This is a genomic window from Vibrio sp. OY15, assembly GCF_000742455.1.
In the GTDB taxonomy this organism is placed as follows: Bacteria; Pseudomonadota; Gammaproteobacteria; order Enterobacterales; family Vibrionaceae; genus Vibrio; species Vibrio alginolyticus.
On record NZ_JPIL01000001.1, the window covers coordinates 335,755 to 354,601 of the forward strand.

Here is an 18,847-nt window from a genome sequence, read left to right on the forward strand (position 1 = left end):
ATTATTGGCCTCCGTGTGAAATGTATTCACCATTTACTATACGACCTACCAGACGTTTTGCTCCGACTTGATAGCTTAAATCCGCAGGGCTTTCGATATCCCATATAGAGAAGTCCGCATCAAACCCTACTTTGATTTCGCCACGTGAGTTTTGATAACCCAGAGCTTTGGCTGCATGTTGCGTTACACCACGCAGTGCTTCTTGCGGTGTAAGGCGAAATAGCGTGCACGCCATATTCAGCATGAGTGTGAGATCAGAAAATGGTGATGTACCTGGGTTGACGTCCGTAGCAATTGCCATCGGCACGTTATGCTCTCTCAACAACTCAATCGGTGGTAACTGAGTTTCTCTTAGAAAATAAAAAGCGCCAGGCAATAGAGTGGCGACGGTGTTTGATCGAGCAAGTGCTTTAACACCTTGCCCATCTAAAAACTCGATGTGATCCGCTGACAGACCGTTGTATTGCGCAGTGAGGGCTGTACCACCGAGATTAGAAAGTTGCTCAGTATGCCCTTTAACCTTTAAGCCGTGGCGTTTTGCAGCTACAAACACTTTTTCTGTTTGTTCAAGATTGAAACCAATCGATTCACAAAAAACATCGACACTCGTAGCTAATTCTTCCTTTGCGACAACAGGGATTATGTCCTGACAAATGTGCTCAATATAATCATCTGCACGACCTTGGAACTCTGGCGGAATGGCGTGAGCGGCGAGAAGTGTAGTCGTGATTTTAACTTTGCGCTCTTGTTCAAGCATTTTGGCTGCACGGAGCATTTTTACTTCATCATTCAGTGTCAATCCGTAGCCTGATTTCACTTCGACAGAAGTGACGCCGCTCGCGAGTAGCCCGTCTAAACGTGGCAACGCTAACTCAACTAACTGCGCTTCGGTTGCTGAACGCGTCGCATGCACCGTTGAAAGTATCCCACCGCCTTGTTTGGAAATTTCTTGATATGGCACGCCGCTTAAGCGCATTTCAAATTCGTTGGCACGATTGCCCGCGTAAATAAGATGAGTGTGGCAGTCGATCAAACCTGGCAGAACTAACTTGCCTTGAAGGTCGATACTCTGAGCGTAATGTTGGGCAGACAGCAGAGACTCGGTTTGCGGTTCGTCTTCACCAATTGCACAGGTGCTGATCGCAACGATTTTTCCAGATTGAATGCCAATACGAGCAGGAGACGTTGGCAGATAACCGCGCTCTCCCGACTGCATGGTGACCAGACGTGCGTTTTCAATCAGCAAATCCATGTTTGTGTCCCTGTGTTTATTTGTATCATTAAATGTATATACAAATAAATAGAGCAAAATAAGAACACTGACAAGATTGATGTTGCTAAAATGTGATCAAAACGTAGATCTAGAGGACCAATCTTGCCCTTAAATGAGCACTTTTGAGCTCAGCTTATATTTGTTACCAGGGTGATAAAGTAGGGCGGTACTGACTAACTTATCTTGGCTCCACGTTCTGCGATTCAAGAGAAGGCAAGGCTCATTGGCTTGCATTGTTAAGTCTTGCTTAATACGGCTTTCAGGCACAATTGCCTCTACAGTATGTTCTATCGCGCTGAGTGGGCAATTATCTGACAGGTATTGATTTGGAGTGATTTGTGTGAAGTCTTGATTTAAATAACTCGGGGCATATTGGCTATTCACCCAGCGGAGCTCCAATTGAATCGGCGTTTGGTCTTCATAGTGAATAATTTCACTGTAAAACACTGTCGTGCCTAGCATAACGCCGAGTTTTATCGCAATGTTGTCATCTGCTTTTATGGCAATCTGTTTGAGCACTTTACTGCCATACTTTCGCCCTCTATCGCTGACTTCTTCGGCAATGTTTCGAATGTCTAGCAGGGGAGATTCTGACTTTTCACCAGGATCACACACGAACGTGCCTAAGCGTGGGCGACGTTGTAATCGGCCCTCATTTACTAAATCCCGAATTGCTTTGTTCACTGTCATTCTACTGACACCAAATTGCTCGGTAAGCTCAATCTCGGTGGCGATGCGATGACCAACTACCCACTCTCCAGCATCAATTTTATCCAGGATAAATTGTTTAATTTGAATGTAGAGTGGTGCAGACATAATGATTTCCCTTTATTTGACTATACAAATACTGCTTAATTTAGGTACAAATTGCAAACATTTCTCGACGAATGTACCGCTTAGTGACCGAACAATCCTATTGCAGAGCTGAATGACTCTTGCTGTTGAGCATTATTTGGATTGATGATTGAATTCAAGCATTTTCTTGTGGTCTATTGCTTGCACAGCAGAAAACAATTGTGTAAACAAACGATTATTAGAAGAAAAGTCGTTAAAAAAGGAAAAGTATGTTTAAAAAATTGAAAGCATCACTGGGGATCGGCTCTGCAAAAGTAGATACCATTTTGGACGAAATGAGCGTGTTTCAAGGAGCGACGCTGAAAGGGCATGTTCATGTCAAAGGCGGAGACGTCGAACAACAAATTGATGCTATTACGATTAAATTGAACACGGAAATGAAAGTCGAAGTGGATGATAGCGTAAGTTATCAAACCTTCACTATCGATCAATTGAAAGCAGTTGACCCTTTTGTGATTCAACCTAATGAAGAAAAGCAGGTTCCGTTTGAGCTAAAACTGCATGACGAAACACCAATTACTGCGGTTAGCGCACTTAAGAATCAATGTCATGTTTGGGTCGAGACGACGTTAGATATTGATTTTGCGATTGACCCGCGTGACCGTGACTATATTGAAGTGAAACCACTACCAGTAGCATCTCGGGTTATTCAAGCGATTGAGCAAGCTGGCTTCACTATGGTTAAAGCCGATGTTGAAAAAGGCTTTTTGCGCGGTGGCTCGTTTGCCTCTCGCTCTGGTATTTATCAAGAGCTAGAGTTCCTTAACAGCGGCTTTATTTCATCAAAAGAAATTGAGCTCTCTTTTATTCTGGAAGGGCAGGTCATGCATTGTTTGGCAGAGATTGACCGTTCGCTCAGCTTGGCTGGTGACCAATATCGCTCGTTTACGTTGCCGATCAATGCAACCGATGCTCAAGTCGCAGCCGCAGTTGCACCAACGCTAAATCTATAGCTCTCATCACCTTGATGAAAATATGTACCGATATCCTATTGTGAAAGCGATATCGGTACTGTTATCCATGTTTCTTGCGTTCTCTACGGCTAAAAACTCAAGCGCTGAATTTTCCATTAGATATCGATAGCCCAATACCAGTTCATTAGAGGCATCAGCAAACTCTGTGGGTCCTTCTGTTGACCCTTGATACCAATGATATTCCAACATCAGGTGATGGTTATCTTCTAAGGCATAACGGTACCCACCCGCAATGGCAATCGTATTATGTCGATAGGGCAGATCGAGCAAGGCACGGTCATCCGAGCGAAAAGTCATGCCAATCATCGAATAAAATGCATGAGCATCACTTAAGTAGCTGTAGTTTAATTGGAAGCCTTGCTCGAAACTGCTACCTTGAAAAGTGCCGTGAGCCACATCGTTAAAATACAAACTGCCGCCAATCGATAGGCCGTGATGTTCATTTTGGAACACTTGATACTGTAAGTAAGTAGATAGGTTATTGGCCAGTGTTTGTCCTTCGAAATCATCTTCAAGCACATCATATTGCGGCATTGAAATGTAAAAACGATCTCTGTCTACTTTATCCCGCCCATTTTGTCCGATACCGAAAAGTTTATGGAAGCTTTTCGTCAGTCCATCTAAATGGTTGTCAGCGGCAAAGACCCATCGATAGTTGAGCTCCCACTGCCAACGGTTGCTAACTTGCCATTTGCTGCCTAATTCGATTTGATTGTGGTAATAATCCAGTGCGTATTCATCAGTATGAGCCCAAACACTTGCCACGGTTCCCGAACCATAAGCTTCGACAAAACCATAGGGCAGACTATGTCCTGAACGCAGTATGTTGGTGTGACTAACCACTTGCATTGGGGATTGTGCGTAAGAACGCAGCGGGCCATATAAGTCATTTGATGCGAAGGCTTGCAAAGAACATATCGAGGTGCTTAGAAGCACCATAAAGCGCGATTTGAAATAGACCATGATGAATACCTACATACAAACTACTCTATAAAACAACTATATACCTAAATCGCACGTTGAGCTCTCGCCCAGCGTGTTAGGCTTTGTATCGGTTCACACGTAATAGGGGATATTGTAATTTGTTGTGTAAGTTCATTGAGGGGCAATTCCATTCATCAGCTATGCGGTCTCTTAAAAAAAGCATGATCAGATTGTCGTGACGGGTCTGCGGTTAAGTTCTTATGACAAAACAAAATCGCGCTTTGCATTCTAAATGTGAGCTAGGTACAATCCCATTTTCGATAACGGTCCGGTATTCGTGTTACCGAGAGGCCTTTATTGACTCTCAACTATTTTCAACAAATAGCTTCTAATTTGAATAACATGTGTTGCTTGGTGTGCAACACCACTGTAAAGGACATAGCATGCCTATTATTACTCTTCCTGACGGCAGTCAGCGTCAATTTGACAACCCAGTTTCTACTATGGAAGTTGCGCAATCGATCGGTCCTGGTCTTGCCAAAGCAACTATCGCTGGTCGTGTAAACGGTAACCGCGTTGATGCGTGTGATCTAATTGAAGAAGACGCAAGCCTTGAAATCATCACAGTTAAAGATGAAGTAGACGGTCTAGAAATCGTTCGTCACTCTTGTGCTCACCTTCTTGGTCACGCTCTTAAGCAGCTTTACCCTCAAGCTAAAATGGCGATCGGTCCAACCATCGACAATGGCTTCTACTACGATATCGACTTAGACGAATCTCTAACGCAAGAAGATCTTGAAAAGATTGAAAAGCGTATGAAAGAGCTAGCGAAAACCAAGTACGAAGTGGTTAAGAAAAAAGTAAGCTGGCAGGAAGCGCGTGATACGTTTGAATCACGTGGCGAACCATACAAAGTGGAAATCCTAGACGAAAACGTATCTCGTGATGATCGTCCAGGCCTTTACCACCATGAAGAATACATCGACATGTGTCGTGGTCCTCACGTTCCTAACATGAGCTTCTGTCAACACTTCACTTTGCTGAATGTTGCAGGTGCTTACTGGCGTGGTAACAGCGACAACAAAATGCTTCAACGTATCTACGGTACGGCTTTCCACGACAAGAAAGCACTGAAAGCGCACCTAACTCGCCTAGAAGAAGCGGCGAAGCGTGATCACCGTAAGATTGGTAAGCAACTAGACCTATTCCACATGCAGCAAGAAGCACCGGGTATGGTGTTCTGGCATCACAATGGTTGGTCTATCTTCCGTGATCTAGAAGTATTCATCCGCGCTAAGCTAGATGAGTACGGTTACCAAGAAGTGAAAGGTCCACTTATGATGGACCGTGTTCTTTGGGAACGCTCTGGGCACTGGGACAAATACGCTGATGCAATGTTCACAACTTCTTCTGAGAACCGTGAATACGCGATTAAGCCAATGAACTGTCCAGGTCACGTACAGATCTTCAACCAAGGTCTAAAATCGTACCGCGACCTACCGCTACGTATGGCTGAGTTTGGCTCATGTCACCGTAACGAACCATCTGGTGCACTACACGGTATTATGCGTGTACGTGGCTTTACTCAGGATGACGCTCACATTTTCTGTACTGAGAGCCAAATTCAAGAAGAAGTAACAAACTGTATCAAGATGGTGTACGATACGTACCAAACATTTGGTTTCGACAACATCGTAGTGAAACTGTCTACTCGTCCAGAGAAACGTGTAGGTTCAGATGAAATCTGGGATCAATCTGAAGAAGCATTGAAGCAGTCTCTTGAATCGATGGATATCCCATACGAAATTCAAGAAGGCGAGGGTGCGTTCTACGGCCCTAAGATTGAATTCACACTATACGATTGTCTAGACCGTGCGTGGCAGTGTGGTACTGTCCAGCTAGACTTCAACCTACCAGGTCGCTTAGGTGCAACTTATGTAGGTGAAAACAATGAACGTCTTGTACCGGTAATGATTCACCGTGCGATTCTAGGTTCACTAGAGCGTTTCATCGGTATCCTTATCGAAGAATATGCTGGTTTCTTCCCAACTTGGTTGGCGCCAGAACAAGCAGTTCTTATGAACATTACTGATAAACAGTCAGGTTATGTTCAAGAAATAGTACAAAAACTACAAAAAAGTGGAATTAGAGCTAAAGCGGACTTGAGAAATGAGAAGATTGGCTTTAAAATCCGCGAACATACTTTGAAGCGTGTACCGTATATGCTTGTTGTTGGTGACCAAGAAATGGAAGCTGGCGAAATAGCAGTGCGTACTCGTAAAGGTAAAGATCTTGGTAAATTTAAAGTGGATGATTTTATTGCATACATCCAAGACGAGATCTCTAGCCGTAAGCTCAATCTGGAGGAATAAGCTATTAAAGGCGGAAGACGTGGCCAACAGCCGGTAAAACAAAACCCGCACCGTATCAACGGTGAAATTCGTGGTATTCGTGAAGTTCGACTAACAGGCGCTGACGGTGAATCAGTTGGTGTTGTATCGATTCAAGAAGCCATTGCAGCTGCTGAAGAAGCTGGTATGGATCTCGTTGAGATCAGTCCTAACGCCGAGCCACCTGTTTGTCGTGTGATGGACTATGGTAAGTTCCTCTTCGAGAAGAGCAAAACTGCTAAAGAGCAGAAGAAGAAGCAAAAGCAGGTCCAGATCAAGGAAGTAAAATTCCGTCCTGGAACTGATATTGGAGACTATCAGGTAAAACTACGCAACCTGACGCGTTTCCTTGAAGAAGGCAACAAAGTGAAAGTAACAATTCGCTTCCGTGGCCGAGAGATGGCACACCAAGACATCGGTGTTGACGTTCTAAATCGTCTTAAGGAAGATACTGCAGAAATTGCTGTAGTTGAATCTTTCCCTAAGAAGATTGAAGGTCGCCAGATGATCATGGTGCTAGCCCCTAAAAAGAAGTAATTAACGGCTCATCAAGTAATTAAAACCTAGCCGCTTTCCTTTCGATAAAGGCATAACGGCTAGGTTTTGTTCGCCCTAATTACGTTGTTTATTAAACCTACTCAATGCGGAGTTATTCATCATGCCTAAGATGAAAACCAACAAAGGTGCTGCTAAGCGTTTTAAGAAAACTGCTGGTGGTATTAAGTACAAGCACGCTACAAAACGTCACATCCTGACTAAGCGTACTACTAAGAACAAGCGTCAACTACGTCCGAATGCAATCCTTCCAAAATGTGAAGTGGCTGCAGTAATCCGTATGTTGCCATACGCTTAATTCTTTTTAGTTATCAATCGTTTAGTTTAGGAGAAGCATAATGCCTCGCGTAAAACGTGGTGTACAAGCTCGTGCACGTCATAAGAAAGTTCTAAAACAAGCTAAAGGTTACTACGGTGCGCGTTCACGCGTTTACCGCGTAGCTTTCCAAGCAGTTACTAAAGCTGGTCAATACGCTTACCGTGACCGTCGCGCTAAGAAACGTCAATTCCGTCAACTATGGATTGCACGTATCAATGCGGCATCTCGTCAAAATGGTCTATCTTACAGCCGTTTCATCAACGGTCTTAAGAAAGCATCTATCGAGATCGACCGTAAGATCCTTGCGGACATCGCAGTATTCGACAAAGCTGCATTTGCAGTTCTAGTTGAAAAAGCGAAAGCTGCTCTTTAATTAGCAGTTTAGGATTAAGAGAAGGAGAGCATTAGCTCTCCTTTTTTATTGCTAAAATTTATACCCAAATGACTTTTAGCTTGGCTATTTAGAGTATTGTTTATCAGTCTTCTCAATTTATTGGTTAGCATCTTATGTTAGTTATAAGGTAGCTTGGGTATAAATTTTTACGTTTATAAGGGATTAAAAATGATCTACACAACGACCGAAAGCATTCCTGGCCAGCAGATCTCTGAAATCAGAGGGGTTGTAACTGGTAATGTTGTTCAATCAAAGCATATTGGCCGTGACCTCATGGCGGGTATCAAGAGCATTGTTGGCGGCGAAATTCGTGGTTACACGGAAATGATGACCGACGCGCGTGATATTGCTATACAGCGCATGGTGGCGGACGCTGAATCTAAAGGTGCCGATGCAATTGTAGGGATTCGATTTACCACAAGCTCAATCGTAGATGGTTCTTCGGAAATTTTGGCATTTGGTACTGCAGTGAAACTAGCGGACTAGTCTACTTGAATAGCATTGCAAAAATGCTAATAGAGAGCGGTGAATTATTATGCATTTACCGTTCTGTTCCTTTTAGGTTAATTATTCTAGATTTTTGCAGAGCGAATAGATTTATATTCTCAACTTTACGTTACTATTAAAATTAATCACGATGATTTAGAGTAATTGCTTCACTTTTATTTTGCATATTATTTTATATCTATAATGAAATTGAATTCATATTGAATTTTTCATTTGTTGTGTGAATTCTCTTTTCAGTATATTAATTCATGTTTTTCTTATAAAAATATGAACTTATACCTTGCCAAGCGGTTCTAAATTGTTACAAATACTATACAGCTGTAACATTGCCAAAAGGAATTGTAGATGAGAGATCTGACTCCCGAATACTTGCTAGCCGCATTACGCCAAGCGATTAAAACAAAAGGGCTAACATATCGAGAGCTATCTGAGAAAATGGGTATGCCACTATCTACCTTTAAGAGACATCTTACAAGCACGAATCTCGCTTTAGATAAGTTGCTGGAATATTGTAGAGCGGTTGATTGCACGTTAGATGAACTACAAAAGCTCGCAAATCAATTGCAAGGTGAAGACGAGGATTACTTTAGTCGTACGCAGGATGAGGTATTCTTTCAATTCCCTCACCTTTACGACTTTTATCGTGAATTGAGAATGCTTCGAGGTAAAGACGGTTATTCTATTTTAAAGAAAAAGTATGACTTGTCTGAGCAGAGCATGTCTGATTACTTAAAAGCATTAGAGTTGTTGGATCTCGTTTACGTTGATGAAGATAAAAATATAACGCTGCACGGGCCTTTATATTATAGCTATGCAGAGAACTCCAAGCTCAACGACAAATATACCGAAATCATAAAAGAGCAGACGACTACCCACGATAAGTGTGTTCGCGTTGCTTTGGCGCGTATGAAAATTACTGAAGAACAGCTTTTGTTACTGGAAGATCAAGTTGCAAAGACCGTCATTGATTTTCATTCCAAAAATGTTGTAGCAGAGAACTTTAATGTCTCTGATTTTACTAATATTGTTCTACTTGCTGGGCCACATCAGCCAGTCACATTCTCTGACGGCATTATTGAGACAGAGGGGCGATTTATTGATGATATTCGTTATGCCATCGCAGCTGCAGGTGATAAGCCAAGCCTATCTATATAGATTTTGAGCCTTTTTTGAAGAGAGTTTCTGAAAGGGCGTTGCAAAAGAAAAAGCCTAAGACAGCAAATACTTTGTAAGTAGGGCATTCAGCGGTGTTTGCTCTTAATTCAGACTTAAAGTGTGTTGGGCTTATTTCGAATAATACCTGTTCAGCATCTACTTTCGTTATTTTTAACATGCTGATTTCCTTCGTTGTTCCTCCCAAAGCCTCTCTCGCTTCCTCTACAAAGAAACCATTCTCGTTGAACCAAGCATCCAGTAGCTACTTGGGTATGCATAATTGGTAGCTATTTATCTTCTAATTATAAATTCATACTTGAAATGTTTGTTTTTTGATCTATTATGACGAAGTGTCATTTATGACGGTTCGTCAACTTTGGTTGCGTTCCTGTATTAAAGAATCGTGTTACAATTATTGGGAGTGTGTTGGTATACGGATCAAAGGATTATGTTTAACTTTCGCTGTAAAAAATATAGCAAGCAAGACGGATGTCGTGTGTCTTCAGGGCTAACAAAAAAGCAACAGGCGATTGCTGATCGTGAGATAGAGCTTATTCAATTGGCTAAGTCTTTAGTTCAAGAGCAAGGCTTTGCCAACTTAACGATGGACAAGCTTACAGCGTCAAGCCCTTATTCTAAAGGGACGATCTACAATCATTTTTGCAGCAAAGAAGATGTGATTCTTGCGCTTTGTATTCATTCGCTGAAAAGCGAAGCAATATTTTTCGAACGTACCGCCAAATTTAATGGTAATACCAGAGAAAAAATCATTGCGATGCATGTAGGTTATCGTATTTACGCTCGTATGGAGCCAGTACTATCAACCTGTGCGATTGTTGCAAAGACGCCTTGGGTTCTAGAGAAGGCTTCGCCTAAACGTGTGAATGAACTGAATAACTTGGAAGAACAAGTAATAGATGGTGCTGATGCGCTGGTGAACAATGCGGTAGAATGTGGTGATCTTAAGTTTTCTCCCGCAATTGGTTCTGATGCTATTGTATTCGCCAACTGGTCTATTGCATTCGGTTCAAACGCTTTGGCGCAAAATGCATCGAACAGTCGATGTATTCAGCGAATTCAAGACCCATTCTCAGTACTGCACAACGCGAATATGTTACTTGATGGTTTAGGTTGGTCGCCTTTATCTACAGAATGGGACTACCGTAAAACCTGGCGTCGAGTGGAGCAGGAGTTATTTAGTGAAGAGCTTGCTTATTTAGAGTCAGTGAATCGCTAATAAACTGGAAAGGCCAATCTGACGTTATGGTTGGCTTTTTTATCGCACTATTGTGACGAATCGTCATTGAATCTCGAAGGTTGGCGTTCAGCCAATGATCACGAGAAGCATAGGAAGTTACTAAAAACTAACTTATGTAGCCAAATTCATTCGATCTAAAGTTTGCATGTCGAGTTTGTCTGGTTATTTACAGCATTTGCTGTTTTTTTTAGTTTTTAAATTTGACGAAACGTCACAAAAGGAGAGTGTGATGCCACATCACAACGTTCAACAATACGCCCGTTCAGGGTGGGGTAAGCTACCAACGAATTACAGTGTATTGGTGATGCTTGCTACCGTTTTATTGATTTTCATAGCAACCATTGGAGGAAAAAATCTTTACTTTAGAGGAGATTACGACATCTTCTTTGATGGAACAAATGAGCAGTTACTTGCGTTTGATGAAATTCAAACCACCTTTGCAAAATCTGACAGTCTTGCTTTGGTTATAGCGCCAAAGAGCGGCACTGTTTTTACTCCTAGCACATTATCTCTTATTCAGCAGATCACTGACGAGGCGTGGCAAGTTCCATACTCCACCCGCGTTGATTCCCTCGCTAACTACCAGCATACCGAAGCGTTTGAAGATGATCTTCTTGTCGAAGATTTACTGTATAGCGAATATGAATTGACACCTCAACGAATAGAGAAAGTCAAAAGTATTGCGTTGAGTGAGCCGGTTTTGAAAAGTTCACTGATTTCTGAAAAAGGAGATGTCACGGTCGTAAACATTACGGTCCAACTCCCTGAAATAGATAAAACTGCTGAAGTACAAGAGGTGGTTGCTTACATAAACGGAATGATTGAGCGTTATCAGCAAGTGTACCCAGACACGGAATTCCACAAGGCTGGTATTATTGCAATGAACTACGCGTTTATGACCGCAGCCCAAGACGATAGCGCAACATTAGTGCCAGCTATGTTACTAGTGATATTGGTGTTTCTGACCATCATGTTGCGCTCATTGCTTAGCGTCATCGCGACGCTCATCGTTATTATCGGCTCGGTTATGGTTACAATGGGCTTGTCAGGATGGGCTGGTATGTTCTTAAGCACGGCGACCGTTAATGTGCCTACCTTGGTGATGACGCTTGCCGTCGCAGACTGTGTACACATCATCGCGACAATGCGTCAGTCTATGCAAAACGGCTTTAGTAAAGCCCACTCTATTGAGCGAAGTATTGCGCTCAATTTCATGCCTATCTTGATTACCTCCATTACCACCGCGATCGGCTTTTTAATGATGAATATGTCGGATTCTCCAATCCTGCGAGATTTCGGCAACCTATCAGCCCTTGGCGTCATGGTTGCTTGTTTCCTTTCCATCACGTTACTTCCCGCCTTGCTTAATATCCTTCCGGTTACGGTGAAGTCGGATACTTCTGATGAAAGAAAGCACTTTATGGATCATTTAGGAGATTTCGTGGTGTCAAAGCGACATGCGTTATTGCCGTTGTCGGTGCTTGTTATTGTCGCGAGTGCGAGCTTGATTCCGCTGAACAAAGTCAATGATGAATCCGTCGAGTACTTTGGCCATAGCAATGAATTTCGCCGAGCGGCTGATTTTATGGAAGAGCGAATCAGTGGCATGGCGAACATCAGTATCGCGATAAAAACCAACGAATCGCAGGGCATTGCCGATCCTAATTTTCTCAGTTCCGTGGGTAAATTTACTGACTGGCTAAGGTTGCAGCCAGAAACGGACCATGTTGCGACCTTGAGCGATGTTTATAAGCGCCTAAACAAGAACATGCATGGAGATGATCAGGCTTATTACTCGCTCCCTCAAGACAGAGAATTAGCGGCTCAATATCTGCTGCTTTATGAAATGTCACTACCGTATGGTTTAGATTTGAACAACCAAATCAATGTAGATAAGTCGTCGATCAAGATGGTTCTCACCGTGGAGAACTTGGGCAGCGTCGAGCTTGTTGATTTGGAAAATCGCATTTACCAATGGTTTAACGAAAACGCGCCTCAATATGATGTTGTTGCGTCTAGTCCTTCACTGATGTTTGCGCATATTGGTGAAACGAATATGGCCAGCATGCTGTCAACCTTGCCCATTACTCTTGTCTTAATCTCTGCATTACTGATCTTTGCCTTGCGTTCGTTCAAGCTTGGCTTAATTAGTCTTGTCCCGAATATTGCTCCTGCGCTTATTGGTTTTGGTATTTGGGCGCTGGTTTCTGGCGAGATTAACTTGGGATTGTCTGTCGTTGTGACATTAACGCTTGGTGTTGTTGTCGATGACGCCGTTCACTTTCTTTCTAAATATCAACACGCTCGTAAAGATGGCCACAGTGCGGAGCAAGCGGTTCGCTACGCCTTTCGTACCGTGGGGCGCGCACTCTGGATTACGACGGTCGTGCTTGTTGCTGGTTTCTCTGTTCTGGCGATGTCGAGCTTCCGTTTAAATGCCGATATGGGACAGCTGAGTGCCATTGTCATCTTTATTGCCCTTGTTGTGGATTTCATCTTCCTACCGACTCTACTGATGTTGTTTGACAAAGGCGTTTACGACGAGGTGGAGCGCCGAAATAAGCTTAAATCAACTGACTCTCAAACCAAGACTGTTACTCAGTCATAACGAATTAAAGGATCGAACATGAATTTAGTAAAAAATGCCTTAAAAGTATCAGTACTTTCTGTCTCGCTTATTATGAGTCATGCGGTGTTGGCGGATGAAGCCAAAGGACTAGAAATTGCCCAAGAGCGCAAAGCCCGTGATGAAGGGTGGGGGGATTCTGTTGCTACGATGCAAATGATTCTGCGAAACGCGCAAGGAGAAAGCAGCACACGTTTAATGCGCTTACAATCACTCGAAGTTGATGGCGATGGTGACAAAGGGCTCACGATATTTGATGAACCGAGAGATGTAAAAGGCACGGCGTTTCTTAACCATTCTCATACGGTGGGTGCCGATGACCAATGGCTTTACCTTCCTGCACTGAAACGTGTGAAACGTATTTCCTCGCGTAACAAATCAGGTCCTTTTATGGGCAGTGAATTCGCGTATGAGGATCTCAGTTCCTTTGAGATTGAAAAATACCGTTTCAACTACCTAAAAGATGACAGCATAAACGGGCAAGATGTTTTCGTCGTAGAGCAAATTCCGACCGATAAGAACTCAGGTTATACCAAGCAAACGGTATGGTTAGATAAAGCGCATTATCGTCCACTTAAAGTTGAGTTTTACGACCGCAAAGGCTCTTTGTTAAAAACGCTTTCTTTTTCCGATTACAAGCAATATCTCAACCAATATTGGCGAGCGCACACTATGGCGATGACAAACCATCAAACAGGAAAAAGTACTGAGCTAACGACTAGCGAAATGCGTTTTAACACTGGATTACAAGACAATGACTTTCATAAGAATGTGTTGAAGCGAGTGAGATAGTGGAGGAAAAATGAAGCGATTAAATGCTGGGTTGTTGCTTAGTGCAGCAGCCTTTTTTTACTCGATGCCTCTGACTGCCGTCGAGCTTGCAGGACAAGTCAATATTGAGCATCGTCAGTTTTTTAAAACGGGCTCTCAGGGTCAGAGCAAAGCGCAAACGTCATTGGTTTTGCAGCCAGAATTTTACTGGGAGATGCAAAATGGTGATGCAAACTTTACTTTCACACCTTTCTATCGTCTGGATGGTCTAGACGATGAGCGAAGTCATGGTGACATACGAGAGGCACTTTATCTGACTTATTGGGATGATTATGAGCTTCGAGTTGGGATTAGTAAGGTCTTTTGGGGAGTGACTGAATCAGCCCATTTAGTTGATGTAGTAAACCAAACAGATACCATTGAAGCCGTCGATGGTGAAGATAAACTCGGTCAGCCGATGTTACATTTTACCTCTTTCAAAGACTGGGGCACCGTCCACGCAATGTTGTTACCTTACTTTAGGGAACGAACGTTTGCGGGTACAGATGGCCGCTTGCGAACCGACCCCGTTGTCTATGATGATGCTATCTATGAATCAAGCAGAGAAGAGAAGCACGTAGATGTGGCTTTTCGATATTCGAAAATGCTTGGCGATTGGGACGTAGGCCTGAGCTATTTATATGGAACAAACCGGGATCCTTACTTTCGTTTTGAGTACGGAGAATTAAAGCCTTACTACGCTCTGATGAGTCATGTCGGTCTGGATGTGCAAGGAATCGTTGGCGATTGGTTATGGAAACTAGAAAGTGTTTATCGAGATAGCGCTGATAATCATGTCGGTCTTGTGACGGGTTTTGAGTATACCTTCGTCGGTGCATTTGACACGGTTTGGGATGTGGGAGTTATTGGTGAGTACCTCTATGACAGTCGTGGGAACAACGCACAAACTATCGGTCAAAATGATGTGTTTGCAGGTATTCGTTGGGCGCTCAATGATGAGGACGGAACGGAAGTATTGACGGGAATTACGAAGGATTTAGATAACGATGATGTTTACAATGCTAAGTTAGAAGCATCGAGCCGAATATCGAATCACGTTAAGTGGCAAATTGATGCTTGGTTGTTTAAAAATGAAACACCAAATGATTTGCTCTACTTCGCTAGAGATGACGATTTTATCGAGCTATCTATTCAATACTATTTCTAAAACAAAAGGGCACAACTAAACGGCAGATTAACTAAAGATGACATTTTTGACGTTTTTGTGCTCTTTTTATTCAATAACCTCTTCTTTTCGTAATTCAATTTGGCATTGGTGCCCGGTTTGGCTACTATGTACAGCTATCAAAAAACCAATCACTCCCTTATGGACACTACCTACAGGTAGATGAGGAAACGATGCAACATCTAGAAGAGATCATTGCTAGCGCGAGCACTGCAATTGAAGCTGCCGAATCGCTAGTCGCACTTGATGAAGTGCGTGTTCAGTATCTGGGTAAAAAAGGTGAGCTAACTGCTCAACTTCAAAGCCTAGGCAAACTACCACCAGAAGAACGCCGTGAAGCTGGTCAAGAGATCAATAAAGCGAAAGGCGTAGTTCAGCAAGCTATCGCAGCTCGTAAAGATGCACTACAACGTGCAGAGCTTGAAGCAAAACTAGCAGCAGAAACAATCGACGTAACACTACCAGGTCGTCGTATTGAAAACGGTGGTTTACACCCAGTAACTCGTACTGTAGAGCGTATTGAGAAGTTCTTTGGCGAACTTGGTTTTAACACCGAGGCTGGACCAGAGATCGAAGATGCATTCCACAACTTCGATGCGCTAAACATCGCAGCTGATCACCCAGCGCGTACTGACCACGATACTTTCTTCTTCAACCCAGACTTGATGCTTCGTACTCATACGTCAGGCGTACAGATCCGTACGATGGAAAATGGTAAACCACCATTCCGTTTCATCGCACCAGGCCGTGTATACCGTAACGACTACGACCAAACGCACACGCCAATGTTCCACCAAGTGGAAGGCATGCTGGTTGATGAGAACGTAAACTTTGCTCAGCTGAAAGGCATCCTGCACGATTTCCTATGTAACTTCTTCGAAGAAGAAGTAGAAGTACGTTTCCGTCCATCTTACTTCCCATTCACTGAGCCTTCAGCTGAAGTAGACGTGAAAGGCAAAAACGGTAAATGGTTAGAAGTACTAGGCTGCGGTATGGTTCACCCGAACGTGCTACGTAGCGTAGGTATCGATCCTGAAAAATACTCTGGTTTCGCATTCGGTATGGGTGTTGAGCGTCTAACAATGCTTCGTTACGGCGTGAACGACCTACGTGCGTTCTTCGAGAACGATCTTCGTTTCCTAAAACAGTTCAAGTAATCCAGAGGGTTCATCAACATGAAATTCAGCGAATCATGGCTTCGTGAGTGGGTAAATCCTGCGGTTACTACTGACGAGCTAACTCACCAAATTACAATGGCCGGCCTAGAGGTAGACGACGTTCTTCCTGTTGCTGGTTCTTTTACTGGCGTTAAAGTCGGTCACGTTGTTGAATGTGGCCAACACCCAGATGCAGACAAACTGCGCGTAACTAAAGTTGACGTGGGTGAAGAAGAGCTTCTAGACATTGTTTGTGGCGCACCTAACTGTCGCCAAGGTCTGAAAGTAGCAGTAGCAACAGTTGGTGCTGTTCTTCCAGGTGATTTCAAAATCAAAAAAGCGAAACTACGTGGCCAGCCATCTCACGGCATGCTTTGTTCATTCACTGAACTAGGTATCGACGTTGAGTCAGACGGTATCATGGAACTAGCAGAAGACGCAGTAATCGGTACTGATTTCCGTGAATTCCTAGGTCTAAACGACGTAACGGTAGACGTAGACCTAACAGCAAACCGCGCAGACTGTTTCAGCATTCGTGGTCTAGCTCGTGAAGTTGGCGTACTAAACCGTGCTGACGTGACAGAGCCATTAGTAGAAGCAGTTGCCCCTTCAATCGACGATAAAGTGTCTATCGAAGTGAAAGCGCCAGCTGCGTGTCCACGTTACCTAGGTCGTGTAGTTAAGAACGTAAACGTTCAAGCTGAAACGCCACTATGGATGCAAGAGAAACTGCGTCGTTGTGGTATTCGCTCGATCGACCCTGTAGTAGACATCACTAACTACGTTCTTCTAGAGCAAGGCCAACCAATGCACGCATTCGATCTAGCGAAGATCGAGGGTGGCATCGTAGTTCGTATGGCTGAGCAAGGTGAGAAGCTAACGCTTCTTGACGGCAACGAAGCAGAACTAAACGCAGATACACTAGTAGTTGCTGACCACAACAAAGCACTTGCAATCGCAGGTATCTTTGGTGGTGAAGAGTCTGGTGTAACAACTGAGACTAAAGACGTTCTACTAGAGTGTGCATTCTTTGCACCTGACCACATCCGTGGCCGCGCACGTAGCTACGGTCTTCACACTGATTCTTCAATGCGTTTCGAGCGTGGTGTGGATTACGCACTACAAGTGAGCGCAATGGAGCGTGCAACACAGCTTCTTGTTGAAATTTGTGGTGGTGAAGTAGCACCTGTTGTAGCTGTAGAATCTGAAGCAGACCTACCTAAGCCAAACAAAGTTGCACTACGTCGCACGAAACTAGACAACCTACTAGGTCACCACATCGTTGATGCTGATGTAGTAGAAATCCTAGAGCGCCTAGGTTTGACTGTTGAAGCTTCAGAAGAAGGTTGGGTGGCAGTAGCGCCAACATGGCGTTTCGATATCGCTATCGAGCAAGATCTGATTGAAGAAGTTGGCCGTATCTACGGTTACGACAACATTCCTAACCAAAACCCAGCAGCAGCACTTAAGATGCACAACCACGTTGAAGCGGATCTTCCACTGAAACGCGTTCGTGATCTTCTTGTTGACCGTGGTTACCACGAAGCAATCACATACAGCTTCGTTGAGCCTGAGCAGCAAAAGCTAGTTGTACCTGGTGTTGAGCCTCTAGTACTTCCAAACCCAATTTCTGCAGACATGTCAGCAATGCGTCTTGGTCTTATCCAAGGTCTGCTGAACACGGTTGTTCACAACCAGAAGCGTCAACAGCCACGCGTTCGTCTATTCGAATACGGCCTACGTTTCATCCCATGTGAATCTGCAGAAAACGGCATGCGCCAAGAGCCTATGCTAGCGGGTGTTATCGCTGGTACTCGCGGTGAAGAACATTGGGATATCGAAACTAACACGGTTGATTTCTTCGACCTTAAAGGCGATCTAGAAGCGATTCTAGAGCTATCTGCGAACGAAAAAGCGTACTCTTTCGCTGCACTGTCACCTGAAAGCAAAAAAGCTAACCCAGCACTTCACCCAGGTCAATCTGCGGCAATCATCGTAGATGGCAAAGAAGTGGGCGTGATCGGTACCGTTCACCCTGAGCTTGAGCGTAAGTTCGGTCTAAATGGTCGTACTATCGTATTCGAAATCGAATGGTCTGCAATTAACAGCAAAGTGATCCCAGAAGCGGTAGCACTTTCTAAATTCCCTTCAAACCGTCGTGATATCGCGGTAGTAGTGGATGAAGCTGTTGCATCTGGTGACATTGTTAACGCTTGTCTAGAGCAAGGTGGCGAGTTCCTTAAAGATGCAAAACTGTTCGACGTTTACGTAGGTAAAGGCGTTGAAGAAGGTAAGAAGAGCCTAGCAATCGCTCTGACTCTACAGTCACTTGAGCGTACGCTTGAAGATGCAGATATCGCTGGTGCGGTTGACGCTATCGTTGCTCACGTTTCTGAGAAGTTTGGTGCGTCTCTACGTGACTAATCTCGCGTAACGTATCTTCTTAAGAAATGAAAACCCTGCC

The 18,847-nt window shown here is 43.7% G+C and carries 17 protein-coding genes; 13 read left to right on the forward strand and 4 right to left on the reverse strand.

Going from position 1 to position 18,847, the window contains the following annotated elements; all coding sequences use genetic code 11:
• Position 1: 1 nt before the first annotated feature.
• Positions 2–1,252, reverse strand: coding sequence for an imidazolonepropionase (gene hutI, locus IJ23_RS01455; RefSeq protein ID WP_033905140.1), 1,251 nt, complete (start codon positions 1,250–1,252; stop codon positions 2–4).
• A 129-nt stretch (positions 1,253–1,381) separates the two neighbouring features.
• A complete protein-coding gene (hutC, locus tag IJ23_RS01460; RefSeq protein ID WP_033905141.1) occupies positions 1,382–2,089 on the reverse strand; it encodes a histidine utilization repressor in 708 nt (235 codons plus the stop codon).
• A 248-nt stretch (positions 2,090–2,337) separates the two neighbouring features.
• Between hutC and IJ23_RS01465 the strand changes: the two genes are divergently transcribed.
• On the forward strand, positions 2,338–3,081 hold the full coding sequence (locus IJ23_RS01465) for a sporulation protein (RefSeq protein ID WP_033905142.1): 744 nt from the start codon (positions 2,338–2,340) through the stop codon (positions 3,079–3,081).
• A 6-nt stretch (positions 3,082–3,087) separates the two neighbouring features.
• Here the strand turns inward: IJ23_RS01465 and IJ23_RS01470 are convergent, their stop codons facing one another.
• Positions 3,088–4,065: a DUF3187 family protein gene (locus IJ23_RS01470; RefSeq protein WP_033905143.1), complete on the reverse strand. Its 978-nt coding sequence runs from the start codon at positions 4,063–4,065 to the stop codon at positions 3,088–3,090.
• Positions 4,066–4,469: 404 nt separating this feature from the next.
• Between IJ23_RS01470 and thrS the strand changes: the two genes are divergently transcribed.
• The 6 genes from thrS (at position 4,470) to IJ23_RS01500 (ending at position 9,346) form a co-directional block, all read left to right on the forward strand.
• Positions 4,470–6,398 carry a threonine--tRNA ligase gene (gene thrS, locus IJ23_RS01475; protein ID WP_005395892.1) on the forward strand — a complete coding sequence of 643 codons (1,929 nt, stop codon included), beginning with the start codon at positions 4,470–4,472 and terminating at the stop codon, positions 6,396–6,398.
• A 3-nt stretch (positions 6,399–6,401) separates the two neighbouring features.
• Entirely contained in the window at positions 6,402–6,953 is a 552-nt protein-coding gene (gene infC, locus IJ23_RS01480; RefSeq protein ID WP_080276913.1) for a translation initiation factor IF-3, read from the forward strand.
• Between the two features lie 121 nt (positions 6,954–7,074).
• Positions 7,075–7,269, forward strand: a complete 195-nt coding sequence (rpmI, locus tag IJ23_RS01485; RefSeq protein ID WP_005377932.1) for a 50S ribosomal protein L35 — start codon at positions 7,075–7,077, stop codon at positions 7,267–7,269.
• Between the two features lie 40 nt (positions 7,270–7,309).
• Positions 7,310–7,663, forward strand: a complete 354-nt coding sequence (rplT, locus tag IJ23_RS01490) for a 50S ribosomal protein L20 (protein WP_004727974.1) — start codon at positions 7,310–7,312, stop codon at positions 7,661–7,663.
• 189 nt (positions 7,664–7,852) lie between these two features.
• Positions 7,853–8,170 (forward strand): heavy metal-binding domain-containing protein, encoded by a 318-nt coding sequence (locus IJ23_RS01495; RefSeq protein ID WP_033905144.1) that lies wholly within the window; start codon positions 7,853–7,855, stop codon positions 8,168–8,170.
• A 366-nt stretch (positions 8,171–8,536) separates the two neighbouring features.
• A complete protein-coding gene (locus IJ23_RS01500; protein ID WP_005385480.1) occupies positions 8,537–9,346 on the forward strand; it encodes a helix-turn-helix domain-containing protein in 810 nt (269 codons plus the stop codon).
• On the opposite strand, the gene IJ23_RS01505 is transcribed toward IJ23_RS01500, so the two are convergent.
• Positions 9,339–9,524: a hypothetical protein gene (locus IJ23_RS01505; protein WP_031780965.1), complete on the reverse strand. Its 186-nt coding sequence runs from the start codon at positions 9,522–9,524 to the stop codon at positions 9,339–9,341. The genes IJ23_RS01500 and IJ23_RS01505 overlap by 8 nt on opposite strands.
• Positions 9,525–9,794: 270 nt before the next feature.
• Here IJ23_RS01505 and IJ23_RS01510 point away from each other — a divergent pair, with 270 nt between their 5' ends.
• The 6 genes from IJ23_RS01510 to pheT all read left to right on the forward strand — a co-directional run bounded on the left by IJ23_RS01510 (position 9,795) and on the right by pheT (position 18,807).
• The gene (locus IJ23_RS01510) at positions 9,795–10,583 is read left to right on the forward strand and encodes a TetR/AcrR family transcriptional regulator (RefSeq protein WP_005377913.1); all 789 of its coding nucleotides are present in this window, start codon (positions 9,795–9,797) and stop codon (positions 10,581–10,583) included.
• A gap of 250 nt (positions 10,584–10,833) precedes the next feature.
• Positions 10,834–13,212: an efflux RND transporter permease subunit gene (locus tag IJ23_RS01515; protein WP_033905146.1), complete on the forward strand. Its 2,379-nt coding sequence runs from the start codon at positions 10,834–10,836 to the stop codon at positions 13,210–13,212.
• 18 nt (positions 13,213–13,230) lie between these two features.
• A complete protein-coding gene (locus tag IJ23_RS01520) occupies positions 13,231–14,022 on the forward strand; it encodes an outer membrane lipoprotein-sorting protein (protein WP_025766823.1) in 792 nt (263 codons plus the stop codon).
• Between the two features lie 10 nt (positions 14,023–14,032).
• Positions 14,033–15,208, forward strand: coding sequence for a hypothetical protein (locus IJ23_RS01525; protein WP_050550045.1), 1,176 nt, complete (start codon positions 14,033–14,035; stop codon positions 15,206–15,208).
• Between the two features lie 191 nt (positions 15,209–15,399).
• Positions 15,400–16,383, forward strand: coding sequence for a phenylalanine--tRNA ligase subunit alpha (gene pheS, locus IJ23_RS01530; protein ID WP_005385470.1), 984 nt, complete (start codon positions 15,400–15,402; stop codon positions 16,381–16,383).
• Positions 16,384–16,401: 18 nt separating this feature from the next.
• Entirely contained in the window at positions 16,402–18,807 is a 2,406-nt protein-coding gene (gene pheT, locus IJ23_RS01535) for a phenylalanine--tRNA ligase subunit beta (protein ID WP_033905147.1), read from the forward strand.
• Positions 18,808–18,847 lie beyond the last annotated feature (40 nt).